Raw genomic sequence first — 14314 nt, 5'->3', positions numbered from 1 at the left:
GTGCCGGGTCTCGGCGATGAGGGCACCAGGACCAAGCGTACGACTGCGCTCGCGGTACACGGCACGTGCCGGCACGTGCGGGCGTGTGCACTAACCTCCTGACATGGAAACGTGGGACGTCGTCGTGGTCGGTGCGGGCGTGTGCGGGCTGACGATCACCCGGAATCTGCAGGATGCCGGTCGTTCGGCTCTCCTCCTCGACAAGGGCTCGCGCCCGGGCGGGCGCCTGACCGGCCGGCCGCTCGGCGGAGTGCTGCTGAACCCATCCGTTGACACGGTTCGTAGCCACGACCCCGAGGTGACGCAGGAGATCATGCTCCGAACGGGCGCCCGGTTCACGCCTGTGACCGAGGGCTGTGAGGACTGGGCTTTCGACCAGCCCGCGGGTGACATCGCCGAGCGGTGGGCGGGTGGCACCACGCTGCGGCGCACGTTCGTCACCCATCTGGTGGTTCAGGAATCGGGGCTCATCCACGTCGTGCCGCATGGCTCGGGAGAACCGATCGGGGGCCGGGCGGTGGTGCTCACCGCGCCGGTTCCGCAGAGCGTCCAGATCCTGCGCGGCAGCGGGCTCTTCGTGGCTCCCGAGCTGCACGAGGTGACCTACGACGAGCGGGCCGTTCTGCTCTGCGTCGTCGACGGTGTCGCCGCCGGTGTCGAAGCGGGGCACCTCGCGGGCCGGTCGGCTCCCGACGGCATCATCGAGACGATTCGGGTCAGGCACCGGGACGATGCCGGGCGGGTATGGCTCGAGGTTTTCGCGACCCCATTGTGGAGCGAAGCGACCTGGGAGGCGGACGCCACGTTCTCACAGGCGGACCTGCTGGCCGCGCTGATCCGGCTGCTGCCCGGCGCGGGCGTCGTGGACTCGGAGTTGAAGCGCTGGCGGTACGCGAATGCGGTGGGTTCGGGGCCTGGTACCACGTTCTACCGCAGCGCGGACCAGCCCGGCATCCTCGTGGCGGGAGACGGTTGTGGGCTGCTCCACGGGCATCCGTCGGGGGTCGCCCGGGCCGTGCGCTCCGGGCTGGACGTGGCCAAGGCACTCGCCTAGCCCCGATCCGGCCCGGTGCTCGAGCCGGTCGAGACCCGGTGCGCCGGCCTTCGGAGGCTCCCACGCCGGCATCCGTTGTCGCCGCCCGCGCCACCCGCGGAGATTTTCGCGACACGCCGCTCAGACAGGCTGGGGTGACCCGGCATTTCGCGAAAATCTCCTCATCTGCGTAGCGACGGATGCGAGTGGCTGGCCGTGTGACGGATGCTCGAAGCCGGCCCTGCAGCGAGCGGCAGGAGAACCTCGGTCACCACTTCGCCACGATCAAGAAGACGCAGGCATCGATGCACCCGGTGTCGATCACGGCTCGGCACCGGAAATCGGTGCGGGTAATCAGCCTGCAGTGCCGCGACGGGAAACGCACCCTCACCCAGCTGAGAAGAGCAGTGCGCCCCACAGGACCTGCCCGGCCAACAGCGTGGTGCCGAGCGTGACGAGGATGACCTGCACGATCTCCACACGCGCGGCGGCGAGTCCACGCCGGTAGCTGCCGGCGAACGTCGGGGTTACGGCGGCGAGGCGGAGGAGGGCGGAGAAGGCGAGCAGGATGACGACGGCGCCCCGAGGTTCACGGCGGCCAGATCGACGACCCGCGCTTCGGCCTGGGAACCCACCGGCCCACTGGGGAAACCGGCCGTGACCGGCAGCAGCACCGGGGTTGTCCGGGCCAGGACGACCACGGAGACCAGGACCGCCTGTGCGAGCAGGGGGAATGCGGCGGCGAGGTTCACGGCGCAGGCAGGTGAATCGGGCATCCGTCACGGTGTTCTCGGATGCCGTCGTCATGCCCTCAGCGTAACGGCCGGGGTGCGCCGCCGGCCTGTGGAAACGCGAGAATGAAGGGGTGAGTGAGGCCGGGATCTTCGTGGACGCGACGCTGCAGGCCGAGGGGGATCCGTACCGGGCGGCGGCGGAGAAGGAGCGGCTGGGCAGCGATCTGCGGTTCTACGGCGCCTCGGTCGGTGCGGTGCGCGGCACGATCCGGGACGCCGGCCGCCGGCATCCCGGCCTGACGCACGACGAGATCACCGCGTTGAGTTCGGAGCTGTGGGCGATGCCGGTGTTCGAGCGCCGGCTCGCGGCCGTGGTGCTTCTGCAATCGCATGTGCGGGTGCTCGGCAACACCGACCTGACCCGGATCGAGGGCTTCCTGCGGACCGCCGGCCTGCGCGAGCTGGCCGACCCACTCGCCGTCGACGTGGTGCTTCCGCTGACGAAACGGTTGGATGGGCCGGGCCGCGCCCGGGCAGAGGCCGTGCTCGATCGTTGGGCCGGGGACGGCGATCCGTGGTTGCGCCGGGCCGCCCTGCTCGCGACGGGTCGGCTCGAGCAGGACCTCTGACCGGTCTCAGAGCTCCGGCAGAACCTGCTCGCGCACCTGCTTGCGCAGGATCTTGCCCAGCATCGAGCGGGGCATGTCCTCGATCGTCACGATCCGCCGCGGGATCTTGTACGCGGCGAGGTGCTCACGGCAGTGGGCCCGGAGGGCCTCCTCATCGAGCGCCGCCCCGGGCTTCAGCTCGACCGCCGCGACGACCATCTCCCCGCCGCGTTCGAGAGCCTTGCCGAAGACGGCCGCGTCGACGATATCCGTGTGCAGGCGCAGTGCCGTTTCAACCTCCGAGGGCGAGACGTTGAAGCCGCCGGTGATGACGAGTTCCTTGGCTCGGTCCACGATCGTGGTGAACCCGTCGGCGTCGACGGTCACGATGTCGCCCGTGCGCAGCCAGCCTCCGGGCAGGAGGGCCTTCGCGGTCTCCTCCGGGTTGTTCCAGTAGCCCTGGAAGACCTGCGGGCCCTTCAGGAGCAGTTCGCCGGGCTCGCCCTGCGCCACCAGGGTCGTGGGGTCGTCCAGGTCGACGACCTTCATCAGGGTGGAGGGGAAGGGCACGCCGACGGTGCCGGGTCGGCGGGTGGGGTGGAACGGGTTGCCGAGGGCCACCGGTGACGTCTCCGTCATGCCGTAGCCCTCCACCAGCAGCCCGCCCGACACCGACTCCCACAGTTCCACGACGTGGTCGGGCAGGTTCATCGCGCCCGAGATGCAGTACTTGCAGGAGCGCAGCGAGATTCCGCGCTCTTTCGCGACCACCGCGGTGCGCTCGTAGATCGGCGGCACCGCGCAGTACACCGTCGCGGGCGACTTCTTCATGGCATCGAGGATCAGGTTGGGGTCGAATTTGGGGAACAGCACGAGCAGACCCTGCTTGCGGATGCCGTAGGTCAGGTAGAGGGTCATGCCGAACGCGTGGAACATGGGGAGGATCGCGTAGAAGACCTCCTTGCCGTATTCGGCTCCGTGCATCCATGCCTCGCCCTGCAGGGCGTTGGCGTACAGGTTGAAATGGGTGAGCATGGCGCCCTTGGGCTGGCCCGTGGTGCCCGAGGTGTATTGGAGGGCCGCGAGGTCGTCGACCGACGGGCGGGGATGCTCGGGGTCGATCGGGTCGTGGCTCAGCAGTTCCTTCCACGGGATCGTGCCCGGCGCGGCAGCCGTGAGGGCCTCGCGGGTTTCGCGCAGCTTCTTCACCGGCAGGTGCAGGGCGAGGCGCTTGATGGCCGGGAACGCCAGGAGCAGGTTCACGGAGACGATGTGGTCGATCTCGATGTCGTGCGGGAAGGCGCGAACGGATTCCACGGATTTGTCCCAGGCGATCACGATGCGGGCCTGGTGGTCCTCGAATTGGTGGCGGAGTTCCCGCGAGGTGTACAGCGGGTTGTGCTCGACCACCACGGCGCCCAGGCGCAGCACCGCGTAGAAGGCAACCACGTGCTGGGGACAGTTCGGCAGGATGAGGGCCACTCGGTCGCCCGCACGCACCCCGAGGTGCCGTAGCCCCTCCGCAGCCCGGTCGATCTGGTCGCCGAGCTCGGTGTAGGTGGTGCGGCGCCCGAAGAACTCCAGTGCGGGGTGGTCGCCGGCCTCGAATACGGACCGCTCGAGCATCGCCACGAGCGACTCCGTGGGGAGCTCGATTTCGGCCGGGACACCCGGCTGGTAGTTCTTTACCCAGGGCTGCTGCTGCGTAGTCGACATGGTCTTATCCTCGCGCACGAACGGGGGGCTCTCTCCGATGGATTACCGTTGTAGTATGCACACCCCTGACACCACCTCCACGCAGAGCGAGGCAGATACTGCCCGCGACACGAAAACCTTCGCCGACCTCGGGCTCAATGATGCGATGCTCAAGGCGCTGAAGGACGTCGGGTACGAAACTCCCTCCGCCATCCAGGCTGCCACCATCCCCCCTCTTCTCGCCGGGCGTGACGTCGTCGGCCTCGCCCAGACCGGAACCGGTAAGACGGCCGCGTTCGCGCTGCCCATCCTCGCGCGCCTCGACATGGCGCAGAAGTCCCCGCAGGCACTCGTACTCTCCCCCACCCGCGAACTCGCCCTCCAGGTCTGTGAGGCCTTCGAGAAGTACGGCGCCCACATGCGCGGCGTGCACGTTCTGCCCGTCTACGGCGGACAGGGCTACGGCGTCCAGCTTTCCGCCCTGCGCCGCGGCGTGCACATCGTGGTCGGTACCCCCGGTCGCATCATGGACCACCTCGAAAAGGGCACCCTCGACCTGTCCCAGCTGAAGTACCTGGTGCTCGACGAGGCCGACGAGATGCTCAAGATGGGCTTCGCCGAAGACGTCGAGACGATCCTCGCCGACACCCCGGATGACAAGCAGGTCGCCCTGTTCTCGGCGACCATGCCGCCTCAGATTCGACGGATCTCCAAGAAGTACCTGAACGACCCCGAAGAGATCACGATCAAGAACAAGACCACGACCTCCGCGAACACGACCCAGCGCTACCTGATGGTGTCGTACCCGCAGAAGGTCGACGCGCTCACCCGCATCCTCGAGGTCGAAAACTTCGAGGGCATGATCGTCTTCACCCGCACCAAGAACGAGACCGAGCTGCTCGCCGAGAAGCTGCGCGCACGTGGCTACTCCGCCGCCGCCATCAACGGCGATGTGGCCCAGGTGCAGCGCGAGCGCACCGTCAACCAGCTGAAATCCGGCAAGCTGGACATCCTGGTCGCAACGGATGTCGCCGCGCGCGGCCTCGACGTCGACCGCATCAGCCATGTCGTCAACTACGACATCCCAATCGACACCGAATCGTACGTGCACCGCATCGGCCGCACCGGCCGCGCCGGCCGCAGCGGCGCAGCGATCAGCTTCGTCACGCCGCGCGAGCGCCACCTGCTCAACGCCATCGAGCGGGCGACCCGCCAGCCGCTGACGCAGATGCAGCTGCCGAGCTTCGAGGACGTCAACGTCACCCGACTGGCACGCTTCGACGATGCCATCACCGAGGCCCTCGGCCAGGCCGAACGGATCAGCGCCTTCCGCGACATCATCGGTCACTACGTCGAGCACCACGACGTTCCCGAATCGGATGTCGCGGCGGCCTTGGCCGTCGTCGCCCAGGGCGAGACTCCCCTGCTGCTCACCCAGGCGGATGCCCGCGCGCAGCGGCCCGAGCGCGCCGACCGCGGCGACCGTGCCGAACGTGCCCGCGCGGACGCCGGTCGCGGCGACCGCCGTGACGACCGCAGCGAACGCGGCGAACGCGTCGAGCGGGTGGAACGCCGCCCCCGCGACAACAACCGGGCGATGGCCTCGTACCGCATCGAGGTCGGCAAGCGCCACAAGGTGGAGCCACGCCAAATAGTCGGCGCACTCGCCAACGAGGGTGGCCTGAGCCGTGAAGACTTCGGTCACATCCAGATCAACCCGGAATACTCGCTCGTCGAGCTGCCGGCCGACATGCCCGGCGACGTTCTGGGCCGTCTGGAGAACACGCGCATCAGCGGCAAGCTGATCGAGATCCGCGCCGACGGTGGCGGCCCCGTGCGCCGCGAGGGTCGCACCGAGCGCCCGCCGCGCCAGCCACGCAGCTACTAGGACCACACACCGGCACAGCCCGGGGAGCATCCGCTCCCCGGGCTGTGCCATGGGGCTATGCGACTCCGGTGCAGCGTGCAATCGTCGTAGACGAACCGAATGGTTCCTGACGAAGGAGACTGCTATGTTCACCAGTTCCGAGGCCTTCAGCTCGTTCTCCGTGGACGACATCGACGAGGCGAAAAATTTCTACGGCGAGACCCTTGGTCTCGATGTGCAGGACGGCATGATGGGCAATCTGGAGATTCGGCTCGGCAACGGCGTGCGGCTGTTCATTTACGCCAAGCCCGACCACGTGCCCGCGTCGTTCACCGTTCTCAACTTCGTGACGGATGACGTCGAGAAGACGGTCGACGAGCTCAACGCCCGCGGTGTGACCACGAAGATCTACGGCGACGAGGTTCTGGCCGACATGCCGCCCAACGATGCGAAGGGCATCATGCGCGGCGACGAGAACCGGGCCGAAATCGCCTGGTTCAAGGATCCGGCCGCCAATGTGCTCGCCGTAGTCGCGGCATCCGTGTAACGGGGACTCACGGCGGGAGATTGTCATGCAATCTGCAGTTGAGAGTCTGGAGGTCACCTGGGCCGAACACTGGTCCGAGTCCTGGGACGATCTCTTCTCGAGTTGGCTGGCGCCGTTGGGAGCCCTTGCCTGGGCGATCCTCGTGTCGGCGGTGGCGGCTCTCGTTCTGGCCCGGCTCCTGGCGTTCCTGCCGGTGATGTGGAGCGGCGAGCCCAGCCGGCACACGACCGACCGGTTGAGAGGGTGGGGCCTGGGTCTCATCCTCGGCGGATCGGCGGCGATCGTCCTGTTCGCGGGCGGCCCCGGCGCCGTCGGGCTGCTGGCCGTCGCCGGGGCGGTGGTGATCGTCGCCGGGATCGTCGGCCTGTCTCGCGGCCTGGCGACAAGCCGCAGACTTTCCGTTGAGGTGCGTGATGAGGCCGGTCAACCCGCCGCAATGCACACCAGGAATGTCCTGGTCCTCCTGACGACGCTCGCCGGGAGCCGACCTCGGGGACTGCACTTCGCCATCGGGAGTGATGTCGATTCCCTCTCCGATTTCGCGCTCTCCGGCGTTGCTCCGGGCCGACTGGCGTCGGCGCTGCAGGCCGCGGCGAGATTCGTCGCCGGAGGCACTCCCTGGTGCCTGTCCGTGGACGCCACCGACCGGGACAATCTCGCGGTGAGCATATCCCGCCACGGCCGAAAGCTGCACGCGGGGGTGATCAACCGTTCCGACCTGGGATTGACCGCGGCCGGCTCCGGCGACCAGGCCGTCGACCTGGACAAATTCGTGGCGGCCTTTGCACTGATCGCGCTGTCCTCGAGCTATCCGGATGTCGCGGGGCTGGCCGGCACGACATCCTGGCGGTCTCTGGGCCTGCACTTCGTGGCCTCCACGGAACTCCGTGACGATGACGACGATTCTCGGGCCATCGCCATCCTGGGCCATGCCGTCGATCTGGACCCCGGCAATCACCCGGCCGGCCTCATGCTGCAGTACCGCCGGAACCGCTACGTCACCGAGTTCGACGCACTCCGCCGCTACGCGGACTGGCTCAGCGCCGAGGCGGCGCACCTCGAGGCGGAACACTCCCCCACCCGGAATGCAGACTACGCGTTGCACTACCAACGTGTGCTCCTGAACTACGTGGTCACCGTGGTGAACCTCGTCGCCATCGGCGGACACGGACCTGACCCGAGCACCGGCCCGGATGCGAGCCGCGCGCGGGATCGAGCGCTGCAGCTCGTGCGCCTGATCGATGCCCGCACGGGAGAGAAGGAGGGCGAGCGGGCGGGCGGGAGCGGTGAACTCCCTCTGCTGGAGCAAAAGATGCGTCTGGTGGCCGCCACCGGCTACGTCGCGCTGGGCGGGTCAGCGGACCTCCTGGAGGTCGGCAGCCGACTCACCGAGGCAGCCATCTCGGCGTCGCCGTGGGTGCGCTACGATCTGGGCTGCATGCACTACGCCCAGAGCGAGGAGCAGACGAACCCGGAGCGCCGGAAGGAACTGGAGGAGCTCGCTCTGGAGCACCTCGAGTACGCGATGATCGCTCCGCGGCCTCGCTCGTTCGTCTGGAAGGACCCGATGCTCGTCCGGCTGCATGCCGATTCCCGTTTCCAGAAGCTGGCCCGCAGCCCTCGCCCCGATTTCTGGGATCTGGAGCCGCTCCGGCCGTATCGCCGGCAATTCGCCGCCTTGGGGATCACCAGCCCGCTTCGTCTGTCGACCTTCGCCGGAAGCAGGGCGGAACTCGGCGACTACCTGGGGTCCGGCCGGCTACGGACCCTGGCCCTGCTGGGCGTCTCCGAACTGGCGAACCGCACCGAGGTTCTCTCCCTGCTGCCCTGGGCCGAGGAACTGCTCAGCCGGTACAAGGTCGAGCTCGTGTCCGAAATCGTCGAGGAGGGCATTCTCGGCTCCGCGGAACTCGGCAACCTGACTGAGCAGGAGCGTGACCTGCTGAGCACCAAGGTCTTCCGATCACTGGAGCACCGGTACGGGTTTGAGGGGTTCGACTTCCTGCGGGTTGCCGGGTGGGTCGACTCCCTGGTGCCCTGACCGCCCCAGCGGCCCGGGCCCGGCCAGGTGCGCAACTCGGTGAGCATTCCCGAAATGTGAGCATTCCCGAAATTCTCAGGACTCGACCAGCACGATCACGGCCTGCACGGCCACGTAGACCGCGATGATCAGAACGAGAACGGCGAATCCGCGTTTCAGCACCGAGTCGGACAGTCCGCGGGCGAGCCGGCCGGCGATCAGTGACGCCGCCATGGCCGTCGCGGCGAATGCACCGGTCACCGCCCAGTCGATCTGCACGTCACCCAGGTGCGCGGTGAACCCGGCGATCGAGTTGATGACGATGATGACCAGAGAGGTTCCCACGGTCACGCTCATGGGCAGGCCGAGTACGAGGGTGAGCGCGGGCACGATGAGGAAGCCTCCGCCGACGCCGAGCAGCCCGGTCAGGAAACCGACCACCGCGCCGGTGGCGAGCGCGCGGGGCAGGCAGCTGCGCCACCTCACTCCCCCGCCGGGGAGAGCGCAGGGGCCGCCGCCACCCCGGATCGGCATCAGCATGCGGATGCCGGCGATCACCATGATCACGGCGAAGGCCAGGAGCAGAATCCCCGGGTCGAGCAGCCGGTTGACCATGGTGCCGAGGAAGGCGGTCGCCACCCCGGCGGAGCCGACGATCAGGGCCAGCCGCCAGTTGACGCCGCGACGAATCCGCGGGAGCACGGCGACGGCGGAGGCCGCTCCGACCACGATCAGGGAGGTGGGGATCGCCTCCTCCAATGGCAGCCCGACCCCGTAGACGAGGGCCGGCACGGCGATGATCGCCCCGCCGCCGCCGACCATGCCCAGCAGCGACCCGACGACGAGCCCCAGGGCGAGTGCGGCAATGATCACGGTTGGGCAGGCAGAACGGTGGGCAGCCGCTGCGCGGTCCACTCGAGCATGCCGTCGTGAAGCTCGGGGGTTGCCCGAACGTCGACAATCTGAGCCTCGGCCAGGCGGCTGAAGACCTGCTGCGGGGTGAGTTCCATCATGGGTGCCTTTCCAGGGACAGACTAGGGCGGAATCGAGCCCACAGAACCAGGAGGAGTCGGGTCAGCGCCACGGCGCATGCGTAGTTCGCTTCCCCGTCATGGGTTAGTCGGTCAACTCGGCCAGGCTGAGTCCGGCGGTCGCGGCCTCGTCGAGGTACCCGTCGACGTGCCCGACCTCACGGCCGGCGCGCTGCAGCAGGCTCCCCGCCCACGCGCGGGGAGGAGACGCCCGGGGCACCCGGGGCCAGGGCGTGCGGCTCGGTGCCGATGGCGGCATTGGGCGCGCCGGGGCCCTGCGTGTTCGCAGGGGCCGTGTGCGAGTAGTAAGAGCGGGCACGCGGTGAGGTTTGCGATCAGGCAACCTGCGACGCTTGACCCTAATACCCCATGGGGTATATTCTGGACTCATGGCCACCATTGACACCACCGAGAAAACCCTCGACCAGACGATCACCGACAACTCCATCGTGCTGGTGGACTTCTGGGCGGCGTGGTGCGGCCCGTGCCGCATGTTCGCGCCCACCTTCACCGCCGCGTCCGAGAAGCACCCCGACATCGTGTTCGCCAAGGTCGACACCGAAGCCGAGCAGAGCCTGGCCGCGGCCGCGGGCATCCGTTCCATTCCGACGCTGATGGCCTTCCGCGACAAGGTGCTCGTCTTCTCCCAGCCCGGCGCCCTGAACGCCTCCTCCCTGGAAGAGGTCATCACCGCCGTGCGGAGCCTCGATATGGACGAGGTGCACGCCGGCATCGCCGCCCGCCAGGCCGCCCGCCAGGCCGCCGACCAGGCGTCTGCCTAACCGGCCTCGAGCGGCAGCCGGATCGTGCTCACGGCTCCCGCGCCCGGAGCGGATATCGCCTCGATCGTCCCACCGTGGCTGCCGACGATTTCCCGCACCAGGGCCCGGATGCTGCCGCTCCCGTTCTCCATGCACTCTCCACACGCTCCACACGCTCCCAAGGCTGCGGGTGGTGCACGCCAGCGCGGGAGGTGCGGGCATTACGGGGTGGTGACGATTGGGAGACCGGTGGAGACGGTGGCAGCGGACATGGCACCGGCATCCGTCACCGAAGTGAATCCGAGATCGCCCATCCGGGCCACGGCTGCTGCCGACCGACTGCCCGACCGGCAGTACACGACGTAGTCGCCGTCGGTCGGCAATGCGGACACCTGACTGTCGAAGTCGGATGCCTGCACGTCGATGTTCATCGCGCCGTCGAGGTGACCGGCGGCGTACTCCCCCGGGGTGCGCACGTCGATCACGACGGAGTCGGCAGAAACGGACGGCCGCGCCGCCGGGGCCGCCGGCGCGGAGCAGGCGGTGAGGCCGAACAGGGCGGCACCGGCCAGGACGAGTGCTGCGACGAGGTTCTTCATGCCTAGTTGCAGGTGCAGCGCTGAGCGGGCGGAACATCGGCCATGACGCTGTCGACGTGCTCGCCGCAGCCGGTCCAGGTGATCTTGCCGCAGCGGTTACAACGAATGGGACTGCACATGGGTGACTCCTTCTCGGTTCAATGTAGATCCCAATATACCCCCTAGGGTATCAAAAGCGCCAGCGCGGACCTCCTCCGAAACTCTCCTCTCCCGAGGTTCCTCCCCTGGGGTTCCTCCCCTCCCGGGGTCCCTCCTCCCCGTGGTTCCTCCTCCCCGTGGTTCCTCCTCCCCGTGGTTCCTCCTCCCCGGGGTTCCTCCTCCCCGGGGTTCCTCCTCCCCGGGGTTCCTCCTCCCCGGGGTTCCTCCTCCCCGGGCCGGGAGCCCCTGCTCCCACGACCTCTGCTCAGCCGCCGCGGACCAATTCGACGGAGATTTTCCGATTTTCGGCCTGTTTGGGCCCGAAACCGGGCTCCAGAGCCAAAATCTCCGTCGAATTCGTTAGGGGCGGGGGTTCGGACGGGGCACGGGATGGGGAGCGGGAGCGGGGACAGTATGGGGAGCAGGAGCAGGAGCAGCAGCAGCAGCAGCAGCAGCAGCAGCAGCAGCAGGAGCAGCAGCAGGAGCAGCAGGAGGAGGAGGAGGAGCAGCAGCAGGAGCAGCAGGCCGACGGGCAGGCCCGAGCCTGGGGGCCAGTTCGTCGAGGGCGGTGATGGTGTGGTCCGGTGCCACGAAGAAGCTGGGGTAGCTCTCGCCGGTGCGGTTCAGCCACGCGGTCTGGAGGCCCGCCCGGGCGGCGCCGTGGATGTCCCAGGGGTGCACGGCGACCAGGAGCAGGTCAGACGGCTGCACCCCGCAGGCATCCGCGGCGTAGTCGTAGGCGGACCGCACCGGCTTCCACGCCGGGGCGTCTTCCACCGTGAGCAGAGCCTCGAAGTCACCCCGGAAACCCGCCCTGGTTAGCAGGGACTCGGCCACCTGCGCGGATCCGTTGGAGAAGGTCACGAGGCGTAACCCCGCTTGCTTCAGTTTGAGGATGCCGTCGGCAATGTCCGGATGCACGCTCAACGTTTCGAAGCCGTCCATCACATGGCGCACCGCGTCGTCCCGGCTGCGGGTCAGGGAGACATCGCGCAGTACCCCCTGCAGAATCTCGGTGCCGATCGCCGAGAACTTCCCGGTTCCGCCGGCGGCGGCGAGAGCGAAGCCGTCCCGCAGCAGCGAGGCGAACCAGACCTGGGCCAGGTAGGCAGGGGCACCGACCTCCACGAACCGGGCACTCAGCGGGGACATATCGGAGAGGGTCTCGTTGACGTCGAAAACGATCACGGAGGGCGTGCGGGTCATGGCTGGTTCCTTTGGTCGGTGGAGCAGATCGGTGGAGCAGATCGTGGAGCAGGTCGGTGGTGCAGGTCGGGATTTCTTCTCAAACGAAGAAGAATCGCAAAAGTTCTGTCTCGAATCCTTCAGAAGACCACTTGATCTTGCACCAGTCTTCATACAGCAGCCGATACAGGTCCGCTGGAACAGCCGTCCAAGCCTCTGCACAGTCCAAGCCTCTGCACAACTCAAGCTCTGCACAATTCAACGTCGAAGGAATGCACATGACTATCTATCAAGACGATACCCAGGCTGTCGAAGCTCTCAAGAACGCAGCCGGAAGCAGTTGGGACGCGATCAACCCGGAGTCGGTCGCCCGCATGCGCGCACAGAACCGCTTCAAGACCGGCCTCGAAATCGCGCAGTACACCGCCGACATCATGCGCAAGGACATGGCGGAGTACGACGCTGACTCCTCCGTCTACACGCAGTCCCTCGGGGTCTGGCACGGGTTCATCGGCCAGCAGAAGATGATCTCCATCAAGAAGCACCTGAAGACCACGAACAAACGCTACCTGTACCTGTCCGGTTGGATGGTCGCCGCCCTGCGGAGCGACTTCGGCCCGCTCCCCGACCAGTCCATGCACGAGAAGACGGCCGTTCCCGCGCTGGTCGAGGAGCTCTACACCTTCCTCCGCCAGGCCGACGCCCGCGAGCTCGACCTGCTGTTCACGGCCCTGGACGGTGCCCGCACCGCCGGAAACGACGCCAAGGCAGCGGACATCCAGAACCAGATCGACAACTACGAGACCCACGTCGTGCCGATCATCGCGGACATCGACGCCGGGTTCGGCAACCCCGAGGCGACATACCTCCTGGCCAAGAAGATGATCGAGGCCGGTGCCTGCGCCATCCAGATCGAAAACCAGGTCTCGGACGAGAAGCAGTGCGGTCACCAGGACGGCAAGGTCACCGTCCCCCACGAAGACTTCATCGCGAAGATCAACGCCGTGCGGTACGCGTTCCTCGAGCTCGGGATCGACAACGGCATCATCGTCTCGCGCACCGACTCGCTCGGTGCCGGCCTGACGCAGAAGCTCGCCGTGACCTACCAGCCCGGAGACCTCGGCGACCAGTACAACGCCTTCCTCGACGTCGACGAGATCACCGAAGCCGAGCTCGGCAACGGAGACGTCGTCATCAAGCGCGACGGCAAGCTGCTGCGCCCCAAGCGCCTCGCGAGCAACCTGTTCCAGTTCCGTCAGGGCACCGGTGAGGCCCGCTGCGTGCTCGACAGCATCACCTCGCTGCAGAACGGCGCGGACCTGCTCTGGATCGAGACGGAGAAGCCGCACGTCGCCCAGATCGCCGGGATGATGCACGAGGTACGCAAGGTCATCCCGAACGCCAAGCTGGTCTACAACAACAGCCCGTCGTTCAACTGGACCCTCAACTTCCGTCAGCAGGCGTACGACAACATGCTCGCGGAGGGCAAGGACGTGTCGGCCTACGACCGAGCCAAGCTCATGAGCGTCACCTATGACGAGACCGAGCTCGCCCAGATCGCCGACGAGAGCATCCGCACCTTCCAGCGCGACGGCTCGGCTGAGGCCGGCATCTTCCACCACCTCATCACCCTGCCGACGTACCACACGGCCGCGCTGTCCACCGATGACCTGGCCAAGGGCTACTTCGCCGACCAGGGCATGCTCGCCTATGTGAAGGGCGTGCAGCGGCGCGAGATTCGCGAGGGGATCGCCACGGTCAAGCACCAGAACATGTCCGGCTCCGACATCGGTGACAACCACAAGGAGTATTTCGCCGGCGAGGCGGCACTGAAGGCCGGCGGCACCAACAACACGATGAACCAGTTCGAGGAACCGGCGCTGAGCCACTAGGCACTGAGCCACTAGGCACTGAGGCACTAGGCACTAGGCACTAGGCACTAGGCACTGAGCCACTCTGCACTGAGCCACTCTGCACTGAGCCACTGATCCGAGTTCTGCAGAGGTCGTAGCGACGAAGCCCCAGTCGAAGGACTGGGGCTTCGTCGTCGTTGCGATGAACGGATGCCCGCGCCGGCCCGGTTGCGCCTCCCGTCG

The 14314-nt window shown here is 67.5% G+C and carries 15 protein-coding genes; 7 read left to right on the top strand and 8 right to left on the bottom strand.

Features of this window, described 5'->3' with window-relative positions:
* The first annotated feature begins 103 nt into the window (after positions 1-103).
* Entirely contained in the window at positions 104-1054 is a 951-nt protein-coding gene (locus E3T28_RS09150; RefSeq protein WP_134430014.1) for an FAD-dependent oxidoreductase, read from the top strand.
* A 506-nt stretch (positions 1055-1560) separates the two neighbouring features.
* Here the strand turns inward: E3T28_RS09150 and E3T28_RS09145 are convergent.
* On the bottom strand, positions 1561-1809 hold the full coding sequence (locus E3T28_RS09145) for a hypothetical protein (RefSeq protein WP_134430011.1): 249 nt from the start codon (positions 1807-1809) through the stop codon (positions 1561-1563).
* A gap of 89 nt (positions 1810-1898) precedes the next feature.
* Here E3T28_RS09145 and E3T28_RS09140 point away from each other — a divergent pair, with 89 nt between their 5' ends.
* Positions 1899-2396: a DNA alkylation repair protein gene (locus tag E3T28_RS09140; RefSeq protein ID WP_134430009.1), complete on the top strand. Its 498-nt coding sequence runs from the start codon at positions 1899-1901 to the stop codon at positions 2394-2396.
* A gap of 6 nt (positions 2397-2402) precedes the next feature.
* Here E3T28_RS09140 and E3T28_RS09135 read toward each other — a convergent pair whose 3' ends face one another.
* Positions 2403-4091: a long-chain-fatty-acid--CoA ligase gene (locus E3T28_RS09135; protein WP_134430006.1), complete on the bottom strand. Its 1689-nt coding sequence runs from the start codon at positions 4089-4091 to the stop codon at positions 2403-2405.
* A gap of 55 nt (positions 4092-4146) precedes the next feature.
* Here E3T28_RS09135 and E3T28_RS09130 point away from each other — a divergent pair, with 55 nt between their 5' ends.
* The 3 genes from E3T28_RS09130 (at position 4147) to E3T28_RS09120 (ending at position 8525) form a co-directional block, all read left to right on the top strand.
* Entirely contained in the window at positions 4147-5958 is a 1812-nt protein-coding gene (locus E3T28_RS09130) for a DEAD/DEAH box helicase (protein ID WP_134430003.1), read from the top strand.
* Positions 5959-6082: 124 nt separating this feature from the next.
* Positions 6083-6484, top strand: coding sequence for a VOC family protein (locus E3T28_RS09125; protein WP_134430000.1), 402 nt, complete (start codon positions 6083-6085; stop codon positions 6482-6484).
* Between the two features lie 25 nt (positions 6485-6509).
* Complete coding sequence (locus tag E3T28_RS09120; RefSeq protein WP_134429997.1) at positions 6510-8525, top strand: hypothetical protein; 2016 nt, start codon at positions 6510-6512, stop codon at positions 8523-8525.
* 75 nt (positions 8526-8600) lie between these two features.
* On the opposite strand, the gene E3T28_RS09115 is transcribed toward E3T28_RS09120, so the two are convergent.
* From E3T28_RS09115 to E3T28_RS16850, 3 genes are all read right to left on the bottom strand, one after another.
* Positions 8601-9377, bottom strand: a complete 777-nt coding sequence (locus E3T28_RS09115; RefSeq protein ID WP_134429994.1) for a sulfite exporter TauE/SafE family protein — start codon at positions 9375-9377, stop codon at positions 8601-8603.
* Entirely contained in the window at positions 9374-9517 is a 144-nt protein-coding gene (locus tag E3T28_RS16855) for a hypothetical protein (RefSeq protein WP_166786974.1), read from the bottom strand. The genes E3T28_RS09115 and E3T28_RS16855 overlap by 4 nt, the downstream gene beginning before the upstream one ends.
* 103 nt (positions 9518-9620) lie before the next feature.
* Positions 9621-9794 (bottom strand): hypothetical protein, encoded by a 174-nt coding sequence (locus E3T28_RS16850; protein WP_166786973.1) that lies wholly within the window; start codon positions 9792-9794, stop codon positions 9621-9623.
* 130 nt (positions 9795-9924) lie between these two features.
* Here E3T28_RS16850 and trxA point away from each other — a divergent pair, with 130 nt between their 5' ends.
* The gene (gene trxA / locus E3T28_RS09110; RefSeq protein ID WP_134429991.1) at positions 9925-10317 is read left to right on the top strand and encodes a thioredoxin; all 393 of its coding nucleotides are present in this window, start codon (positions 9925-9927) and stop codon (positions 10315-10317) included.
* Here trxA and E3T28_RS17560 read toward each other — a convergent pair.
* The 3 genes from E3T28_RS17560 to E3T28_RS09100 form a co-directional block, all read right to left on the bottom strand.
* Positions 10314-10448, bottom strand: coding sequence for a hypothetical protein (locus E3T28_RS17560; RefSeq protein ID WP_277613364.1), 135 nt, complete (start codon positions 10446-10448; stop codon positions 10314-10316). The genes trxA and E3T28_RS17560 overlap by 4 nt on opposite strands.
* 69 nt (positions 10449-10517) lie before the next feature.
* Positions 10518-10895, bottom strand: a complete 378-nt coding sequence (locus tag E3T28_RS09105) for a rhodanese-like domain-containing protein (RefSeq protein ID WP_134429989.1) — start codon at positions 10893-10895, stop codon at positions 10518-10520.
* 498 nt (positions 10896-11393) lie between these two features.
* Positions 11394-12239, bottom strand: a complete 846-nt coding sequence (locus E3T28_RS09100) for a haloacid dehalogenase type II (RefSeq protein ID WP_134429986.1) — start codon at positions 12237-12239, stop codon at positions 11394-11396.
* Between the two features lie 257 nt (positions 12240-12496).
* Between E3T28_RS09100 and E3T28_RS09095 the strand changes: the two genes are divergently transcribed.
* On the top strand, positions 12497-14110 hold the full coding sequence (locus E3T28_RS09095) for an isocitrate lyase (protein WP_134429983.1): 1614 nt from the start codon (positions 12497-12499) through the stop codon (positions 14108-14110).
* Positions 14111-14314 lie beyond the last annotated feature (204 nt).

This window comes from Cryobacterium sinapicolor, from assembly GCF_004403465.1.
In the GTDB taxonomy this organism is placed as follows: Bacteria; Actinomycetota; Actinomycetes; order Actinomycetales; family Microbacteriaceae; genus Cryobacterium; species Cryobacterium sinapicolor.
This window is presented reverse-complemented; position numbering and strand designations above follow the sequence as displayed.

Coding starts and splice junctions, on each gene's coding strand:
- E3T28_RS09130 (WP_134430003.1), top strand. CDS start 4,147: ATGCACACCCCTGACACCACCTCCACGCAGAGCGAGGCAGATACTGCC.
- E3T28_RS16850 (WP_166786973.1), bottom strand. CDS start 9,794: ATGCCGCCATCGGCACCGAGCCGCACGCCCTGGCCCCGGGTGCCCCGG.
- E3T28_RS09105 (WP_134429989.1), bottom strand. CDS start 10,895: ATGAAGAACCTCGTCGCAGCACTCGTCCTGGCCGGTGCCGCCCTGTTC.
- E3T28_RS09135 (WP_134430006.1), bottom strand. CDS start 4,091: ATGTCGACTACGCAGCAGCAGCCCTGGGTAAAGAACTACCAGCCGGGT.
- trxA (WP_134429991.1), top strand. CDS start 9,925: ATGGCCACCATTGACACCACCGAGAAAACCCTCGACCAGACGATCACC.
- E3T28_RS09120 (WP_134429997.1), top strand. CDS start 6,510: ATGCAATCTGCAGTTGAGAGTCTGGAGGTCACCTGGGCCGAACACTGG.
- E3T28_RS09100 (WP_134429986.1), bottom strand. CDS start 12,239: ATGACCCGCACGCCCTCCGTGATCGTTTTCGACGTCAACGAGACCCTC.
- E3T28_RS09150 (WP_134430014.1), top strand. CDS start 104: ATGGAAACGTGGGACGTCGTCGTGGTCGGTGCGGGCGTGTGCGGGCTG.
- E3T28_RS09125 (WP_134430000.1), top strand. CDS start 6,083: ATGTTCACCAGTTCCGAGGCCTTCAGCTCGTTCTCCGTGGACGACATC.
- E3T28_RS09095 (WP_134429983.1), top strand. CDS start 12,497: ATGACTATCTATCAAGACGATACCCAGGCTGTCGAAGCTCTCAAGAAC.
- E3T28_RS16855 (WP_166786974.1), bottom strand. CDS start 9,517: ATGATGGAACTCACCCCGCAGCAGGTCTTCAGCCGCCTGGCCGAGGCT.
- E3T28_RS09145 (WP_134430011.1), bottom strand. CDS start 1,809: ATGCCCGATTCACCTGCCTGCGCCGTGAACCTCGCCGCCGCATTCCCC.
- E3T28_RS17560 (WP_277613364.1), bottom strand. CDS start 10,448: ATGGAGAACGGGAGCGGCAGCATCCGGGCCCTGGTGCGGGAAATCGTC.